Origin of the sequence: Lysobacter capsici, assembly GCF_018732085.1 — a bacterium.
Taxonomy (GTDB): Bacteria; Pseudomonadota; Gammaproteobacteria; order Xanthomonadales; family Xanthomonadaceae; genus Lysobacter; species Lysobacter capsici_A.
Genome location: NZ_CP076103.1, coordinates 2,275,517 through 2,290,403, shown reverse-complemented (window position 1 = coordinate 2,290,403; position 14,887 = coordinate 2,275,517). Strand labels below are relative to the sequence as shown.

10 protein-coding genes are annotated in these 14,887 nt (G+C 66.7%); 9 read left to right on the top strand and 1 reads right to left on the bottom strand.

The window, feature by feature from the left end:
• The 9 genes from KME82_RS09500 to KME82_RS09460 all read left to right on the top strand — a co-directional run bounded on the left by KME82_RS09500 (position 1) and on the right by KME82_RS09460 (position 13,065).
• A complete protein-coding gene (locus KME82_RS09500; RefSeq protein ID WP_215498282.1) occupies positions 1 to 3,012 on the top strand; it encodes a serine/threonine-protein kinase in 3,012 nt (1,003 codons plus the stop codon).
• 31 nt (positions 3,013 to 3,043) lie between these two features.
• Positions 3,044 to 6,070 carry a serine/threonine-protein kinase gene (locus KME82_RS09495; RefSeq protein WP_215498281.1) on the top strand — a complete coding sequence of 1,009 codons (3,027 nt, stop codon included), beginning with the start codon at positions 3,044 to 3,046 and terminating at the stop codon, positions 6,068 to 6,070.
• A 187-nt stretch (positions 6,071 to 6,257) separates the two neighbouring features.
• Entirely contained in the window at positions 6,258 to 8,120 is a 1,863-nt protein-coding gene (locus tag KME82_RS09490) for a DUF885 domain-containing protein (RefSeq protein ID WP_215498280.1), read from the top strand.
• Positions 8,121 to 9,199: 1,079 nt separating this feature from the next.
• A complete protein-coding gene (locus KME82_RS09485; protein ID WP_036115697.1) occupies positions 9,200 to 9,364 on the top strand; it encodes a LiaI-LiaF-like domain-containing protein in 165 nt (54 codons plus the stop codon).
• A gap of 13 nt (positions 9,365 to 9,377) precedes the next feature.
• Positions 9,378 to 10,121, top strand: coding sequence for a LamB/YcsF family protein (locus KME82_RS09480; RefSeq protein WP_215498279.1), 744 nt, complete (start codon positions 9,378 to 9,380; stop codon positions 10,119 to 10,121).
• Between the two features lie 161 nt (positions 10,122 to 10,282).
• Positions 10,283 to 11,002 (top strand): DUF969 domain-containing protein, encoded by a 720-nt coding sequence (locus KME82_RS09475; RefSeq protein ID WP_215498278.1) that lies wholly within the window; start codon positions 10,283 to 10,285, stop codon positions 11,000 to 11,002.
• A complete protein-coding gene (locus KME82_RS09470; RefSeq protein WP_215498277.1) occupies positions 10,999 to 11,952 on the top strand; it encodes a DUF979 domain-containing protein in 954 nt (317 codons plus the stop codon). The genes KME82_RS09475 and KME82_RS09470 overlap by 4 nt, the downstream gene beginning before the upstream one ends.
• Positions 11,953 to 12,053: 101 nt before the next feature.
• Positions 12,054 to 12,725, top strand: a complete 672-nt coding sequence (gene pcp, locus KME82_RS09465) for a pyroglutamyl-peptidase I (RefSeq protein ID WP_215498276.1) — start codon at positions 12,054 to 12,056, stop codon at positions 12,723 to 12,725.
• 34 nt (positions 12,726 to 12,759) lie between these two features.
• The gene (locus tag KME82_RS09460) at positions 12,760 to 13,065 is read left to right on the top strand and encodes a hypothetical protein (RefSeq protein ID WP_215498275.1); all 306 of its coding nucleotides are present in this window, start codon (positions 12,760 to 12,762) and stop codon (positions 13,063 to 13,065) included.
• A gap of 1,077 nt (positions 13,066 to 14,142) precedes the next feature.
• Here the strand turns inward: KME82_RS09460 and KME82_RS09455 are convergent.
• Positions 14,143 to 14,664, bottom strand: coding sequence for an RDD family protein (locus tag KME82_RS09455; RefSeq protein WP_215498274.1), 522 nt, complete (start codon positions 14,662 to 14,664; stop codon positions 14,143 to 14,145).
• Positions 14,665 to 14,887: the final 223 nt, after the last annotated feature.

The window sequence follows — 14,887 nt, the reverse complement described above, 5'->3', positions numbered from 1 at the left end:
ATGAACGATCTGGCTGCGCGTGCATTGTCCTTGTTCGACGATTACGTCGAACTGCCGGCGAGCGAACGCGAACGCAAACTGCTCGAACTCGCCGCGCGCGAGCCGGCGCTGCACGACGCCCTGCGCGCGCTGCTCGACGCCGATGCGCACGACGACGATCACCTGCTCGACCGCTCGCCGGCCGACATCCTGGCCGACAAACACAACCGCGCCGAACACAGCGCCGCCGAGCAGGACGAACGCGCCGATGCGCGCATCGGCACCCGCCTGGGTCCGTGGCGGATCGACCGGGTGATCGGCCACGGCGGCATGGGCACGGTCTACGAAGCCCATCGCGACGACGGCGAATACGAGCAGCGCATCGCGCTCAAATGCATCCGCACCGAACTGGCCACCCCGCAACTGCAGGCCGCGTTCCGCGACGAACGCAATCTGCTCGCGCGCCTGGACCACGCCGGTATCGCCGCGCTGGTCGACGGCGGCGTCGGCGAAGACGGACAGCCCTGGTTCGCCATGCGTTTCGTCGACGGCATCGCCCTGGACGCATGGTGCGACCATCGCCGCGCGAGCGTGCGCGAACGCGTCGGCCTGTTGATCCAGGTCTGCGAGGCGCTGGGCTACGCGCATGCGCAAGGCATCGTGCATCGCGACATCAAACCGTCCAATCTGCTGGTGACCGAAGACGGTCGCGTGCAATTGGTCGACTTCGGCATCTCCTCGCATTTCGCCGCGCAAGGCGTCGTGCCGCGCGAACAGATCGCGATCACCCCCGACTACGCCGCGCCGGAAGCGCGCGAATACGGCGCGCATGGCCCGGCCACCGACCTGTACGCGCTCGGCGTGCTCACCTATCGCCTGCTGTGCGCGCAATGGCCGGCGCCGCTGCACAGCCTGCGCAATCTGATTCCGATCGCGGCGTCCGGCGAACCGGTGCCGATGGATCGCCTGCTCGACAACCGGACCGGCGAGGCCGAGGCGGCCGACGACAACGCCGACTTCATCGCCCGCCAGCGCGGCGCCGCCGATGCGGCCGCGTTGCGCCAGCAACTGGCCGGCGACTTGTCGGCGATCGCGCTCAAGGCGGTGGCGACGCGGCCGCAGGATCGTTACTCCAGCGCCAGCGAATTCGCCGACGACCTGCGACGCTGGTGCGAGCACCGCCCGGTCAGCGTCAACCCGGGCCGCTGGCTGTCGCGCGCGCGCAAGTGGCAGCGTCGCAATCCCGGCGCGGTGGCGATCGGCGCGGGCCTGCTGCTGGTCGTGTGCATCGGCCTGAGCGTGACGCTGTGGCAGCAACGACGCGCCCAGCGCGAAGCGGCCGCCACCGCGACCGTCAGCCAGTTGTTCGCCTCCACCCTGGGCACCGCCACCCTGTCCGGACTGAGCACCACCACGTTTTCCTCGAAAGCGCTGCTGGAGAAGACCGAGCGCGAACTGCGCAGGCTGCCGCTGCGCGATCAACCGCGATTGCTGGCTCGCGGCCTGGCGACCTTGGCGCGCAGCTACACCCTCGTCGGCGACTACACCCACGCCGGCCGCCTGACCGACGAAGCCCTGCGCGTGCTCGACCGCGCCGGCGAAAGCGATGCCTTCGTGACCAGCGCGCGGGTGTCGATGCTCAACTTGAACAACCGCTATCGCGAAGCCGCGGCGTTGGCCGCGAAACAACTCGACGCGCTCGGCGATCGCGACGACGAACAGACCCGGCTGACCCGCGTCGCCTACACCACCGAACTGGCTAGGGCCCAGTGGGGCATGGGCCGCACCGAGGAAGCGACACGCACCGCGAATGCGCTGGTCGAGCAGACTGGCACGCTGGGACCGGGAAACCATGAGGTGATCGCGCAGGCGCTGATGCTGCGGGCCGGCTTCTTCAGTCGACTGCTGCGGCCCGAGCAGGCCGAGGCCGACATGCGCAAAGCGATCGAACTGGTGCGGGTGTCCAATCCGGTGTTGGCCGGCGACGGGCTCGACAGATTGGTCAATCTGGTCGCCCGACGCGGCTCGTCGGAGACCTTGCCGCTGGCCGAGGAACTGGTGCGCAACCGCCGCGATACGCTGGGCGAATCGCATCCAAAAACCGCGCAAGCGAAGTTGCGCCTGGCCCTGACCCGTTATCCGAATGTGTCCAACGACGATGTGTCCAAGGCCCTGGCCGTACTCAAGGCCAGCTACGGCGGCGACAATCCGGCCTATGCCTCGGCCCTGAGCGCCGGCGCCTGGGCCGTCGCCCGCGACCCGCGCGAAAAAATCGCCCTGCTGCGCCAGGCGGCGGACACGCTGCAACGGACCACGGGGCCACGCACCGAAGTGACCCTGGCGGCGCAGTACAACCTCGGCAAGGATCTGATCGGCCTGCCCGATGCGATACGCACCCCGCACGATCTGGCCGAAGGCATGGAGCTGCTGCAGTACGTGATGAACGAAATGAGCCGGGCCGGTGTCCCGCCGGTAAACGTGCGTACGATGGTGATCGTCAGTCTGCTGATGTATGGCGACCCCGCGCAATTGCCCAGGGCGCGGGCGCTGCTGGACGAAAACCGGCGCGAAGCCCTGCGTTATTACCGCCCCGGCGATGGCGAGGTAACCAATCTGGAATACATCTCCGATTGGCTGCTGTACCGCCAGGGTCAGCAGGAACAGGCTGATCGTAATTTCGCCCGCCGCATCGAGGACGCCGACGCTTTCATGCGCGAAGCGAATGCCGACCTGGACAGCGAAGGGATCAGGCGCAGCGGTCTGCTCAGTCAATCGCTGGTGTTCAGGGCCTTGTATGCCCATCAGCGATGCGACCGGGCCCAGGCCCTGGCATTTATGCGCCAGGCCGAAAGCTTCGACCTGCGCGTCTTCGGCGCGGACAATCCGATCACCCAAGCCGTAACGAATTCCCTGGACAGTCTGCGCAGGCACGGACGCATGATCGCGACCGCGGATGCGTGGCTGATGCCTCCGGACGAACTCGAACGCATCAATCGACAGGCGCAGGCATGCCCATCGCAGCGCTCGCATTAGTCCGGCGCCGCCTGCCGCGGCGGGATCGCGCATGAGCGCCGCGGCCGCGCGCGCGCTGGCGCTGTTCGACGATTACGTCGACCTGCCCGCGGCCGAGCGCGCGCGCGCATTGGCCGCATTGGCCGCGCGCGAGCCGGAACTGCACGCCGCGCTGTGCGCGCTGCTCGACGCCGATGCGCGACACGACGACGATCACCTGCTGGATCGCTCGCCGGCGCAGGTCCTGGCCGGCAAGCGCGGCGACGGCGAGGACTGCGAATCCGAGCACGACGAGCGCGCCGACGTCCGCCTCGGCACCCATCTGGGCCCGTGGCGGATCGACCGGGTGATCGGCCACGGCGGCATGGGCACGGTCTACGAAGCCCATCGCGACGACGGCGAATATCAACAACGCGTCGCGCTCAAATGCATCCGCACCGAACTGGCCACCCCGCAACTGCAGGCCGCGTTCCGCGACGAACGCAATCTGCTCGCGCGCCTGGACCACGCCGGCATCGCCGCGCTGGTCGACGGCGGCGTCGGCGAGGATGGACAGCCCTGGTTCGCCATGCGTTTCGTCGACGGCATCGCCCTGGACGCATGGTGCGACCATCGCCGCGCGAGCGTGCGCGAACGCGTCGGCCAGTTGATCCAGGTGTGCGACGCGCTGGGCTACGCGCATGCGCAAGGCATCGTGCATCGCGACATCAAACCGTCCAATCTGCTGGTGACCGAAGACGGTCGCGTGCAATTGGTCGACTTCGGCATCTCCTCGCATTTCGCCGCGCAGGGCGTCGTGCCGCGCGAACAGATCGCGATCACCCCCGACTACGCCGCGCCGGAAGCGCGCGAATACGGCGCGCATGGCCCGGCCACCGACCTGTACGCGCTCGGCGTGCTCACCTATCGCCTGCTGTGCGCGCAATGGCCGGCGCCGCTGCACAGCCTGCGCAATCTGATTCCGATCGCGGCCTCGGGCGAACCGGTGCCGATGGATCGCCTGCTCGACAACCGGACCGGCGAGGCCGATGCGGCCGACGACAACGCCGACTTCATCGCCCGCCAACGCGGCGCCGCCGATGCGGCCGCGCTGCGCAGGCAACTGACCGGTGACCTGTCGGCGATCGCGCTCAAGGCAGTGGCCGCCCGGCCGCAGGACCGCTATCCCAGCGTCAACGAATTCGCCGACGACCTGCGACGCTGGTGCGAGCACCGTCCGGTCGGCGTCAACCCGGGCAACTGGCTGTCGCGCGCGCGCAAGTGGCATCGGCGCAGCCCGGCCGCGGCGCTGCTCGCCGCCGCGTTGCTGCTGGCCCTGGTCGCGACGCTGGGTTTGTCGCTGTGGCAGCAGCACCGCGCGACGCGCGAGGCGCAGGCCACCCAGACGGTCGGCAATTTGTTCGCCACCACCCTGGGTACCGCAACCCTGTCCGGACTGGGCAGTTCGCGGTTCTCCTCGCGCGCGCTGCTGGAAAAGACCGAGCACGAATTGCGGCGCCTGCCGTTGGACGACCAGCCCGGCCTGCACGCCCGCAGCCTGGCGACGCTGGCGCGCGGCTACGCGATGATCGGCGACTACCGCAATGCCGAGCGCCTGGCCGCATCGGCGCAGCAGGTCCTGGGCTCGGCCGAGGACGAGTACAGCTTCGTCGCCGCCACCTGGGTGGCGATGCTCAACACCCAGAATCACTATGCGCAGGCCCGGCAACGCGCGCGCGAACAGATCGAAGGCCTGGGCGATCGCGAGGACCGGCCCGCGCAATTGGCGCGCGTGACGTTCGGCGCCGAACTCGCCAAGGCGCAATGGAACGTTGGCGAAACCCTGATCGCGCTGGACAGCGCGGACGCGTTGCTGGGTCAGGCGCGCGCGCTGCGCCCGGAAGAACCGGAGTTGCTGGCGCAGGTGCTGATCCTGCGTTCGGGCTTCCTGACCCGCCTGTACCGGTTCAAGCCGGCCGAGGCCGATGCGCGCGAAGCCATTACGCTCGCGCGTCCGATCAATACCGTGATCGCCGACGACGCACTGGAATTGCTGGTCTGGATTCATAACGTGCGCCGCAGTCCGGGCGAGCATGCGCTCGCGCAGGAACTCGTGCGCGGCCGCGAGGCCAGCCTGGGCCCCACCCATCCGGTCACCGCGCGCGCGCGCCTGCTGCTCGCGCTGAGCGAGTACCCGCTCCCGGATTCGCCGCAGAAAGTCCAGCAGGCGCTCGATGCGATCGTATCGGCGTACGGCCGCGAGCACCTCGACTACGGCTGGGCGCTGTCGACCTCGTCGTGGGCGATCGCGCGCGATCCGCGCGACAACGTGCGCCTGCTGCGCGAAGGCGTGGCGATACTCGAACGCAGCCAGGGCCCGCTGGGGCCGCTCGCCCTCAACGCCAAGGGCAACCTGGGCAAGGACCTGTCGCAACTGCCCGATGCGTATCGCGGCGCAACCGATGTCGCCGAAGGGATCGCGATCCTGGAAAAGACCATCGCCGACAAACGCTCGATCGGCCTGCCCGCGCCGATCGACCGGATCAACCTGATCCGCGCCCTGCTGCGATACGGCAGCCAGGCGCAACTCGACAAAGCCTCGCGCCTGATCGACGAAAGCGGGCAGGACGCGCGGCTTTACTTCGAAAAGGGCGACACGCCGCCCGCGCAATGGGATCTGTTCCGCAACGTGCTGCTGTTCCGGCGCGGCGACTATTCGCGCGCCGATCGCGGGTTCCAAAAACTGGTGCAGGCCGAGTTGGGTTACATCGGCAGCGCAGCGCCGAATCCGCAAGCAAGGCAGCAACGAAATCGCCGCACCCATTCCACCGTCGCCGCCCAGGCCCTGACCTACCGGGCCCTGCATGCGCTCCAGACCTGCCATCGCGACCGGGCGCAATCGCTGCTGCAGCAGGCCTACGAGATCGCCGAAGCGGCCTCGTCGGCGAACGATTCGCTGCTTCGCGTCGTGGGCCGCTATCGCGACCTGACCCGCCATGGCTCGCAGATCGATGCCTCGGTGGCGGACTCGTTCGTGGACCCGTCATCGATCCAAGCCGGCAACCGGCTAGCGCGTTCGTGCGCGGCCGACTCCGGCTGACATGCCCGCGGCCGGGTGCATCCGCGGCCACGCCGCGACGGGCCCGATCGCGTCGGCGCGGCGCCCGCCTGCCATAGGGCAAAAGGCACTGGTCAGTCCTGCCGAGCCGCTCCACGATCAGTGGTCGGGCCGCCCCTGTCTCGTCGTCGCGGCCATGCACGCCCTCGCCGCTTTCCGGAGAAACGCAATGCGTACCCTGCGTCTGCTGTCGTTGTCCGCCTGTGTCGTCGCCGCGCTCGCCGCCGGCTGCAAGTCCGAAACCGCACCGCCCGCCGCGTCCGCCGACGCCACGCCGGCCGCCAGCGCCGCGCAACCGGCCGGCGCGCAATGGGACGCCGCCGTCGACGGCTTCCTGCAAGGCTTCTTCGAACATTTCCCGGTCGCCGGCGCCAACGCCGGCAAGCACGAATTCGACGGCCGCCTGCCCGATTATTCGCCCGAAGGACTGCAGCGCAACATCCAGTGGCTGCACCAGCAACGCGATGCGATCAACGCCTTCGGCGACGATCGCCTGGCCGCACCGCAGCGCTATCAGCGCGACTACGTGCGCGCGGTGATCGACGGCCAGTTGTTCTGGCTCGAAGACTCCGGCTTCGCCAGCAAGAACCCCGGCTTCTACGCCGGCGACCTGTCGCCGAGCATGTACCTGACCCGCCCGTACGCGCCGCTGCCGCAGCGCCTGGCCGCGTTCGTGAGCTATCAGGACAACCTGCCCAGGGCCGCCGAGCAGATCCGCGCCAACCTCAAGGGCCCGCTGCCGGCGAGCTATATCGACCTGGGCACGATGGTGTTCGGCGGCTTCGCCGAATTCTTCAAGAACGATGTGCCCAAGGCCTTCGCCGAGGTCAAGGACGAGGCGCTGCAGGCGCGCTTCAAGGCCTCCAACGCCAAGGCGATCGAGGCCATGCAGGGCCTGTCGGACTACCTGGCCGCGCAGAAGCCGCAGGCGACCCAGGACTTCGCCCTGGGCGCGGAAAAATTCTCGAAGATGCTCAAGGCCACCGAGGGCGTGGACCTGCCGCTGGATCAGCTCAAGGCCGCCGGCGAAGCCGATCTGGAGCGCAACCTGGCCGCGCTGAAAGCCGCCTGCGACCAATACGCCAAAGGCCGGCCGATCGTCGAATGCATCGAGAAGGCCAACGCCGACAAGCCCAAGGGCGGCGCGGTCGAAGGCGCGCGCGAGCAATTGGCCGGGCTGCGCCAGTTCATCGTCGACAAGGACCTGGTGTCGATTCCCGGCACCGAGCAGGCGCTGGTCGAGGAAGCGCCGCCGTTCAACCGCAACAACTTCGCCTACATCGAAATCCCCGGGCCGTACGAGAAGAACCTGCCCTCGGTCTACTACATCGCCCCGCCCGATCCGAAGTGGCCCAAGGCCGAGCAGGACGCCTACGTGCCGGGCAAGGCCGACCTGTTGTTCACATCGGCGCACGAAGTCTGGCCGGGGCATTTCCTGCAGTTCCTGCACGCCAACCGTTCGCAGTGGAAGTTCGCCCAGTTGTTCGTCGGCTATGCCTATGCCGAGGGTTGGGCGCATTACACCGAAGAGATGATGTTCGACGCCGGCCTCGACGGCGCCGGCCCGGAAATCCACATCGGCCAGCTGACCAATGCCTTGCTGCGCAATGTGCGTTATCTGTCGGCGATCGGCCTGCACACCGGCGGCATGACCGTCGCGCAGTCCGAGCAGATGTTCAAGGACAAGGCGTTCCAGGACCCGGGCAACGCGCGCCAGCAGGCCGCGCGCGGCACCTACGACCCGGCGTACCTGAACTACACCCTGGGCAAGTTGATGATCATGCAGTTGCGCGAGGACTGGACCGCGGGCCACGGCGGCCGCAGCGGCTGGAAGGCGTTCCACGATCAGTTCCTGAGCTACGGCGGCCCGCCGATTCCGCTGGTGTACGGGCAGATGATGAACGTTCCGGCGCAGGCCAAGCTGTGGACGGCGCCCAAGCCGGCCGCGGCGGCTGCACCGGCCGCGCCGAATGCCGCATTGCCGCCGGCGACGGGTTCGCCGGACAAGGCGGCGCCTAAGAGCGCGATGTGATCGGTACGCTTTCGCTTTGATTCGCGGGTGAAGATTCGCAAAGTAACGGGGCCGTTCGCGGCCCCGTTTTTGTTTGCGCGACGGTAATTGCCGGCAAAACCTAACTTTGACTTTGACTTTGCTTTGCTTTGCTTTGCTTTGCTTTGGATCGAGCTTGAAGCCGCGCAGTTCATCCAGTGCCGCGAGGCCTGAACTCGCGTTAGCAACAGCACACCCAGAGGGCGGCGCACATGGATGTGCGCCGTGCGCCACCGGGACAGGATGTCCCGTGTGGCGCATGCTTGCGCAAGCACCGATCGTGCGGCTCTTGACTCGAAACAGGAACGCCTTTTTCTTTGGTGACTTTCTTTTGTGGCTCTGGACAAAAGAAAGTTACCCGCCGCTTTAGTGGCGGAAGCTTTTGATGTTGCTTCAAGCTTTGAAGCCAGAGGCAAGATCAACAGCTTTCGTCCGCAAGCGGCCGAGTTACTTTCTTTTGTCAAAAGCGACAAAAGAAAGGTAACCAAAGAAAAACGCTTTTTCTTGAATCAAGTGCCCGCAAGTGCGGTGCTGACGCAGGCATGCGCCACACGGGACATCCTGTCCCGGTGGCGCACGGCGCACATCCATGTGCGCCGCCCTCCGGGTGTGCTGTTGCTAACGCGAGTTACAAGCCTCGCGGCGCTGGAAATGAAATCTGACTTCAAGCGAAAGCTGCATGGCCTCCCTGTAGGAGCGGCGCAAGCCGCGACCGCGAAAACACAACTACGGCGCAGGTATCGACGTTATCGATATGTCGCGGTCGCGACTCGCGTCGCTCCTACAGGGCGATGCCATGCCACTGCGTCGCCTCGTGCTCCAACAAGGGTACGCAACGCATATTCATGCGCACCGCCCATCGACACGAAAAAAAGGCGCTCGAACGATTGCCTGAACAGGCCAAATCCCCAACCCCGGCCCCACCGCGCAGGCAACATCCTCCATCCACCCCACACGCCCCCATCCCCTTGGGCAAACCCACCCAACCCGACTAGACTCACCCCCTGTCCCGACGACGCCCACCCGCGTCGCCCACCGCTTCGAACCGAGACCCGTCCCAGATGAAATCCCATGTTGTCGGCGCCCTGATCCTGATCGTCATCGGCACCTTGTTCCTGCTCAACAACCTGGGCTACACCAACCTCAGCCTGACCAAGGTCCTGGTGACCTGGTGGCCGGCCGCACTGGTCGTGGTCGGCCTGGGCCTGCTGTTCAAGCGCAACTAGCCCGCACCGGCCCATGCGCGACCGCATCGACTTCAACTGCGATCTGGGCGAAGGCTGCGGCGACGACGCGGCGATCCTGCCCTACGTCAGTTCGGCCAACGTCGCCTGCGGCGGCCACGCCGGCGACGATGCGAGCATGCGCGCGACCCTGCGCCTGTGCCGCGAGCACGGCGTCGCCGCCGGCGCGCATCCGGGCTATGACGACCCCGAGCATTTCGGCCGCCGCACCCTGCCGCTGAGCCGCGACGAGATCGGCATGCTGATGCTCGGGCAGATGGCGCGGCTGGCCTCGATCGCCGCCGACGAAGGCGTGCGACTCACCCACGTCAAGCCGCACGGCGCGCTGTACAACCTGGCCGCCGACGACCGCATCGTCGCCGACGCCATCGTCGCCGCGGTGGCCGCGTTCGATCCGAAGTTGATCGTGTACGGGCTGGCCCAGTCGCAACTCACCGACGCGGCGCAGGCCGCCGGGCTGCGCGTCGCGCACGAGGTCTTCGCCGAGCGCGGTTACGCCGCCAACGGCCGCCTGTTGCCGCGCGGACAAGCCGGCGCGGTGATCGAATCGCTGCAGCAGTCGATCCAGCAGGTCCGCGATCTGGTGCTGCACGGCGAAGTCGCCGTCGGCGGCGGCGGCCGCATCGCACTGCGCGCCGACACCTTGTGCCTTCACGGCGACCGCAGCGACGCGCCGACGTTCGCGCGCGCGGTGCATGAGGCGCTGCGCGCCGACGGGATCCGGGTCGCGGCGTTGTGAGGGCGCATTGCACCAACCCATCCGCGCTCCGCTTCGCCCCTTCATCGATATCGTTCTTCGCCCGCGAATCGCGCTGCGAATGTTTCGCGCGCATGCCGCGAAACGCATGATTCCAAGCGCATGAATCCCACGCCCCCGCATCATTTCTTCGAGGACGCGACATGAATTATTGGCCCCTGATCGGCGTCGCGGCGGTCGTGCTCGGTTTCGTGCTGCGGCTCAATCCGGCGCTGGTGGTGGTCGTGGCCGGGTTCATCACCGGACTGGCCGCGCAACTGTCGCCGTTGGACGTGCTCGAAGTGCTCGGCAAGGCGTTCACCGAAAAACGCTTCCTGTTGCTGTTTCTCGCGCCGCTGCCGGTGATCGGCCTGCTCGAACGTCACGGACTCAAGGAGCACGCGCAGCACTGGATCGCGAAACTGCGCGGCGCCACCATGGGGCGCTTGCTGATCGCCTATTTGCTGATGCGCCAGCTCACCTCGGCGTGCGGGCTGACCAGCCTCGGCGGCCATCCGCAGACCGTGCGCCCCCTGCTCGCGCCGATGAGCGAAGGCGCCGCGCAGACCACCCACGGCGAACTCAGCGACGACCAGCGCCAGCGTATCCGCGCGATGGCCGCCGGCACCGACAACGTCGGCCTGTTTTTCGGCGAGGACATCTTCTTCGGCTTTACCGGCGTGCTGATCATCCACGGCTTCCTGATCGAGCACGGCCACACCTACGAGCCTTGGCAGATCGCGGTCTGGAGCATTCCGACCGCGGTGTGCGCGTTCATGGTCCACTCCGTACGCATCTTGCGCTTCGAACGCAGGCTGTTCGTACCTGCGCCCGCCTCCATCGCCACGACCGAGCGCACCGAGCCGCCGCAGGCGTCGCCATGATCACCCTGACCTTCGTCTATTGGTTGCTGGGCGCGTACTTCGCCGCGCTCGCCTGGCGCGGCCTGCGCGATGCGGCCAACCCGCGCCGCCATACCACCGCGTTGTTCTGGGGCTTGATCGCGTTCTTGATGTTCGCCGCCGAACATCTTCCGAACAAAGCCGTCGGCGCTTGCGTCGTCGCGCTCGCGGTGCTCGCCGGTTTCGGCGGGCTTGGCAAGGGCCGCTACGCCGAAACCACAGACGAGCAGAAACAGGCCGAATCGCTACGACTGGGCAATCGTCTGTTCTGGCCCGCGCTGCTGATTCCGGCGGTGACCGTGGCTGGCGCGGTGGGCCTGAAATACGTGTGGATCGGCGATCAGCCGCTGCTGGATCTCCAGAACCTCACTCTGATCGCGCTGGCCCTGGGCTGCATCGTCGCCCTGATCGCCGCGTGCCGGCTGACCCGGCAGACACCGTGGAGCGGCGTTGAGCAATCGCGCCGTCTGGTCGACTCGATCGGCTGGGCCGCGATGCTGCCCTTGCTGCTCGCCGCGCTCGGCAGCGTGTTCGAAGCCGGCGGTGTCGGCCAGGCCGTGGCCGGTGTCGTACGAGCGGTAATCCCGGTCGACAACGCCTTCGCCGTGGCCATGGCCTACGCGCTGGGCATGGCCTTGTTCGCGGCGATCATGGGCAACGCCTTCGCCGCGTTCCCGGTGATGACCGGCGGCATCGCCCTGCCGTTGCTGGTCCAGCACCACGGCGCCGACCCCGCCTCGCTGGCCGCGATCGGCATGCTCTCGGGGTATTGCGGCTCGCTGATGACGCCGATGGCGGCGAATTTCAACCTGGTGCCGGCGGCGTTGCTGGAGTTGAAGGATCCCTACGGCGTGATCCGCGCGCAATGGCCGACCGGGCTGGTGTTGCTGGCCTGCAATGTCGTGTTGATGTACTGGATCGCACTGCGATGAACAAGCCGACCTCTGCCGGAACCGCGGCTGCGCGCAAGCGCGCCACGACCAAGAAAACGACGAAACCCGGCTCAAAAACGCCCTCGAGCGCGTCCGAGCCGATGCATCGCCACACTGCGCCGCGCACGGTATTGCTGACCGGCTTCGCGCCGTTCGGCGGCGAATCGGACAACCCCAGTTGGGATGCGGTGCGCTTGCTCGACGGCGAGATCATCGTCGGTCATCGCATCGCCACGCGCTGCCTGTCGGTGGCGTTCGATCTGTCCTTGCACGAACTCGACGACGCCATCGGCGCGCTGCGTCCCGCACTGGTGCTGTGCGTCGGCCAGGCCGGCGGCCGCGCCCAGTTGTCGATCGAGCGCATCGCGATCAACGTCGACGACGCGCGCATTCCCGACAACCTCGGCGCGCAACCGATCGACCGCGCGATCGCCGCCGACGGTCCGGCCGCCTATTTCAGCGACCTGCCGATCAAGGCCATGCTCGCCGCGGTGCGCGCGGCCGGCATCCCGGCACAGATATCGCAGACCGCCGGCACCTACGTGTGCAACCACGTTTTCTACGGGCTGATGCACCGGCTGCACGAACGCGACGACACCGCCGGCGTGCGCGGCGGCTTCGTGCATATCCCGTATTCGCCGGCGCAGGCCGCGCGCCATCCCGGCGTGGCGAGCCTGGCGATCGAGACCGTCGCGCAGGGCCTGCGCGTGGCGCTACACGCCGCGTTGACCACCCACACCGACCGCCGCATCGCCGCTGGCGCCGAACACTGACACCTTCGCCTTTCGCCCGATCACGGAGCCCTCCATGCACCGCCTGCTGCTCGCTACCTTGCTCACCGCCGCCGCCATCACCGCGCCGGCCCATGCTGGCCTGTTCGACAAGAACCCCGACAAGGTCGCCGACGAAGCCGTGACCCAACGCCTGCGCGCGGTCACCGTGTGGGTCGACGCCAGTTGGGGATTCCGCAACCAGGGCGCGGCTAACGCGCTCAGTCGCGCGCATCAGGCGTTCACTACGCGGGGCTACGATGTGCTTAGCGTGGCGCCGTATATCGAGAATGGGGATTTGCAGGGGTTTTTTGTTACTTATCAGAAGCCGCAGGGACGCTGAGGCGCCGGCTTGAGGCGAGGTGATAAGTGACTTCCCACTTCGGCGGTGGTGGCTTTTTATCCTGCTGGAAGCTTTAACGGCTTTAAAGCTCTGGGGCTTTTAAAGTCGAAGGCAAGATCAACAGCTTTCGTCCGCAAGCGGCCGAGTTACTTTCTTTTGTCAGAAGCGACAAAAGTCCGTCTGGATTCCCTTCGGTCAAAAGGTAACCAAAGAAAAACGCTTTTCTTTGGATCAAGTGCCCGCAAGTGCGGTGCTTACGCGGGCATGCGCCACACGAGACATCCTGTCTCGGTGGCGCACGGCGCACATCCATGTGCGCCGCCCTCCGGGTGTGCTCTTGTTCTCGCGAGCGAGTGGCCTCGCAGCGCTGGGAATGAAATCTGACTTCCTGCGAAAGTCACATGGCCTCCCCGTAGGAGCGGCGCGAGCCGCGACCGCGCCAATACAGCAACGGCGAAGCGTTCGTCGTGGTTGTGTTTCCGCGGTCGCGGCTCGCGCCGCTCCTACAGGGAGGCCATGTGGCTTTTGTTTGTGTCTGAGGTCGCGCGGTTCGTCCAGCGCTGCAAAGCACATAACTCGCGTTAGAAACAGCACACCCGGAGGGCGACGCGCATGGATGCGCGTCGCGCGCCACCGGGACAGGATGTTCCGTGTGGCGCGTGCCTGCGTCTGCACCGCACGCGCGGGCACTTGATTCACAAAAAGCGTTTTTCTTTGGTTACCTTTCTTTTGTCGCTTTTGACAAAAGAAAGTGACCCGCCGCTTTAGTGGCGGAAGCTTTTGATCTTGCTTCGAGCTTCGGACTTCAAGAGCTTTTAAGAGGCCACGCTGCAGACCGCTGGGTCGCGTAAAAGCAAATCCCCCCTGCCCCCTTTTTCAAAGGGGGGAACAGCAAAGGCCGCGGGCCTGCACGCTGTAACCAGACAATCGATTCAGATTGCTCGGCACCATCACCGCTCCGCGATACCGCCATGGCGCCATGGCGCCATGGCGCCGCATCGTCGCACCGCCAAAAAAGAAAACGCGCCGATGCTCCGCACCGACGCGTCCTCGTTCGATATCCAAACCAATCCCCGATCAGCGCGCCACCACCACCTTGGTGCCGGCGATCTGATCGTGCAGACAGCGCCGATCATCGCGAAAGATCATCAACACATCGACCAACTGCATCACCGCGCCCAGGCACGGAATCAACCCGATCCCCTGCGCGAATCCATAACGCTTGCCCAGCAGCTCGGCCAAGCTGGGCTGCAGACCGTCCATGTCGACGATCTTGATCCGCATGACCTTCTTGCCCCAGGTCTGCCCGGTCGCGTTGAGCGGATACGCCTGGATCAGGAACGACACGATGATCCCGATCAAGCCCCACATGAACTGCAGGCCCAAGGTGCTCTCGCCGGTCTGGTAGGCCTGTATCACCTGGTCGAGGTAACCGCCGACCAGCATGATCGGCACCATCACCGCGAATATGATCGCCGCGTCGATCAGCGAGGCGACCAGGCGGATGCCGCGGTCGGCCAGCTCGTCTTCGCCGCCGCTGTAGTGGAATTCGTTCAAAGCCGATTGCGGCGTCTGATAAGGGTTTTGCTGCGGGTCCATGCCTGCTCCGTACGCGAAAGGGCGACGCCCGCGGCTCCCCGCCGCGACGCACCGCTGGAAGATTCCCGCGAGACGATATCAGGCCGCACTACCGGCCGCACACCGTTGCGCATGCGCAGGCGTCCGCTCGTCCGCGAATGCGCCATCGGGGCCAGGACACGGGTCGAATCAGGCAGCGCAGCGACGCGCGCCATGCCGGCCGCGTCGCCGCCGATCGGCCCGA

Bases quoted from the DNA above. Each gene is read 5' to 3' on its own strand.
- KME82_RS09500 (WP_215498282.1), top strand. From the start codon at position 1: ATGAACGATCTGGCTGCGCGTGCATTGTCCTTGTTCGACGATTACGTC.
- KME82_RS09495 (WP_215498281.1), top strand. From the start codon at position 3,044: ATGAGCGCCGCGGCCGCGCGCGCGCTGGCGCTGTTCGACGATTACGTC.
- KME82_RS09490 (WP_215498280.1), top strand. From the start codon at position 6,258: ATGCGTACCCTGCGTCTGCTGTCGTTGTCCGCCTGTGTCGTCGCCGCG.
- KME82_RS09485 (WP_036115697.1), top strand. From the start codon at position 9,200: ATGAAATCCCATGTTGTCGGCGCCCTGATCCTGATCGTCATCGGCACC.
- KME82_RS09480 (WP_215498279.1), top strand. From the start codon at position 9,378: ATGCGCGACCGCATCGACTTCAACTGCGATCTGGGCGAAGGCTGCGGC.
- KME82_RS09475 (WP_215498278.1), top strand. From the start codon at position 10,283: ATGAATTATTGGCCCCTGATCGGCGTCGCGGCGGTCGTGCTCGGTTTC.
- KME82_RS09470 (WP_215498277.1), top strand. From the start codon at position 10,999: ATGATCACCCTGACCTTCGTCTATTGGTTGCTGGGCGCGTACTTCGCC.
- pcp (WP_215498276.1), top strand. From the start codon at position 12,054: ATGCATCGCCACACTGCGCCGCGCACGGTATTGCTGACCGGCTTCGCG.
- KME82_RS09460 (WP_215498275.1), top strand. From the start codon at position 12,760: ATGCACCGCCTGCTGCTCGCTACCTTGCTCACCGCCGCCGCCATCACC.
- KME82_RS09455 (WP_215498274.1), bottom strand. From the start codon at position 14,664: ATGGACCCGCAGCAAAACCCTTATCAGACGCCGCAATCGGCTTTGAAC.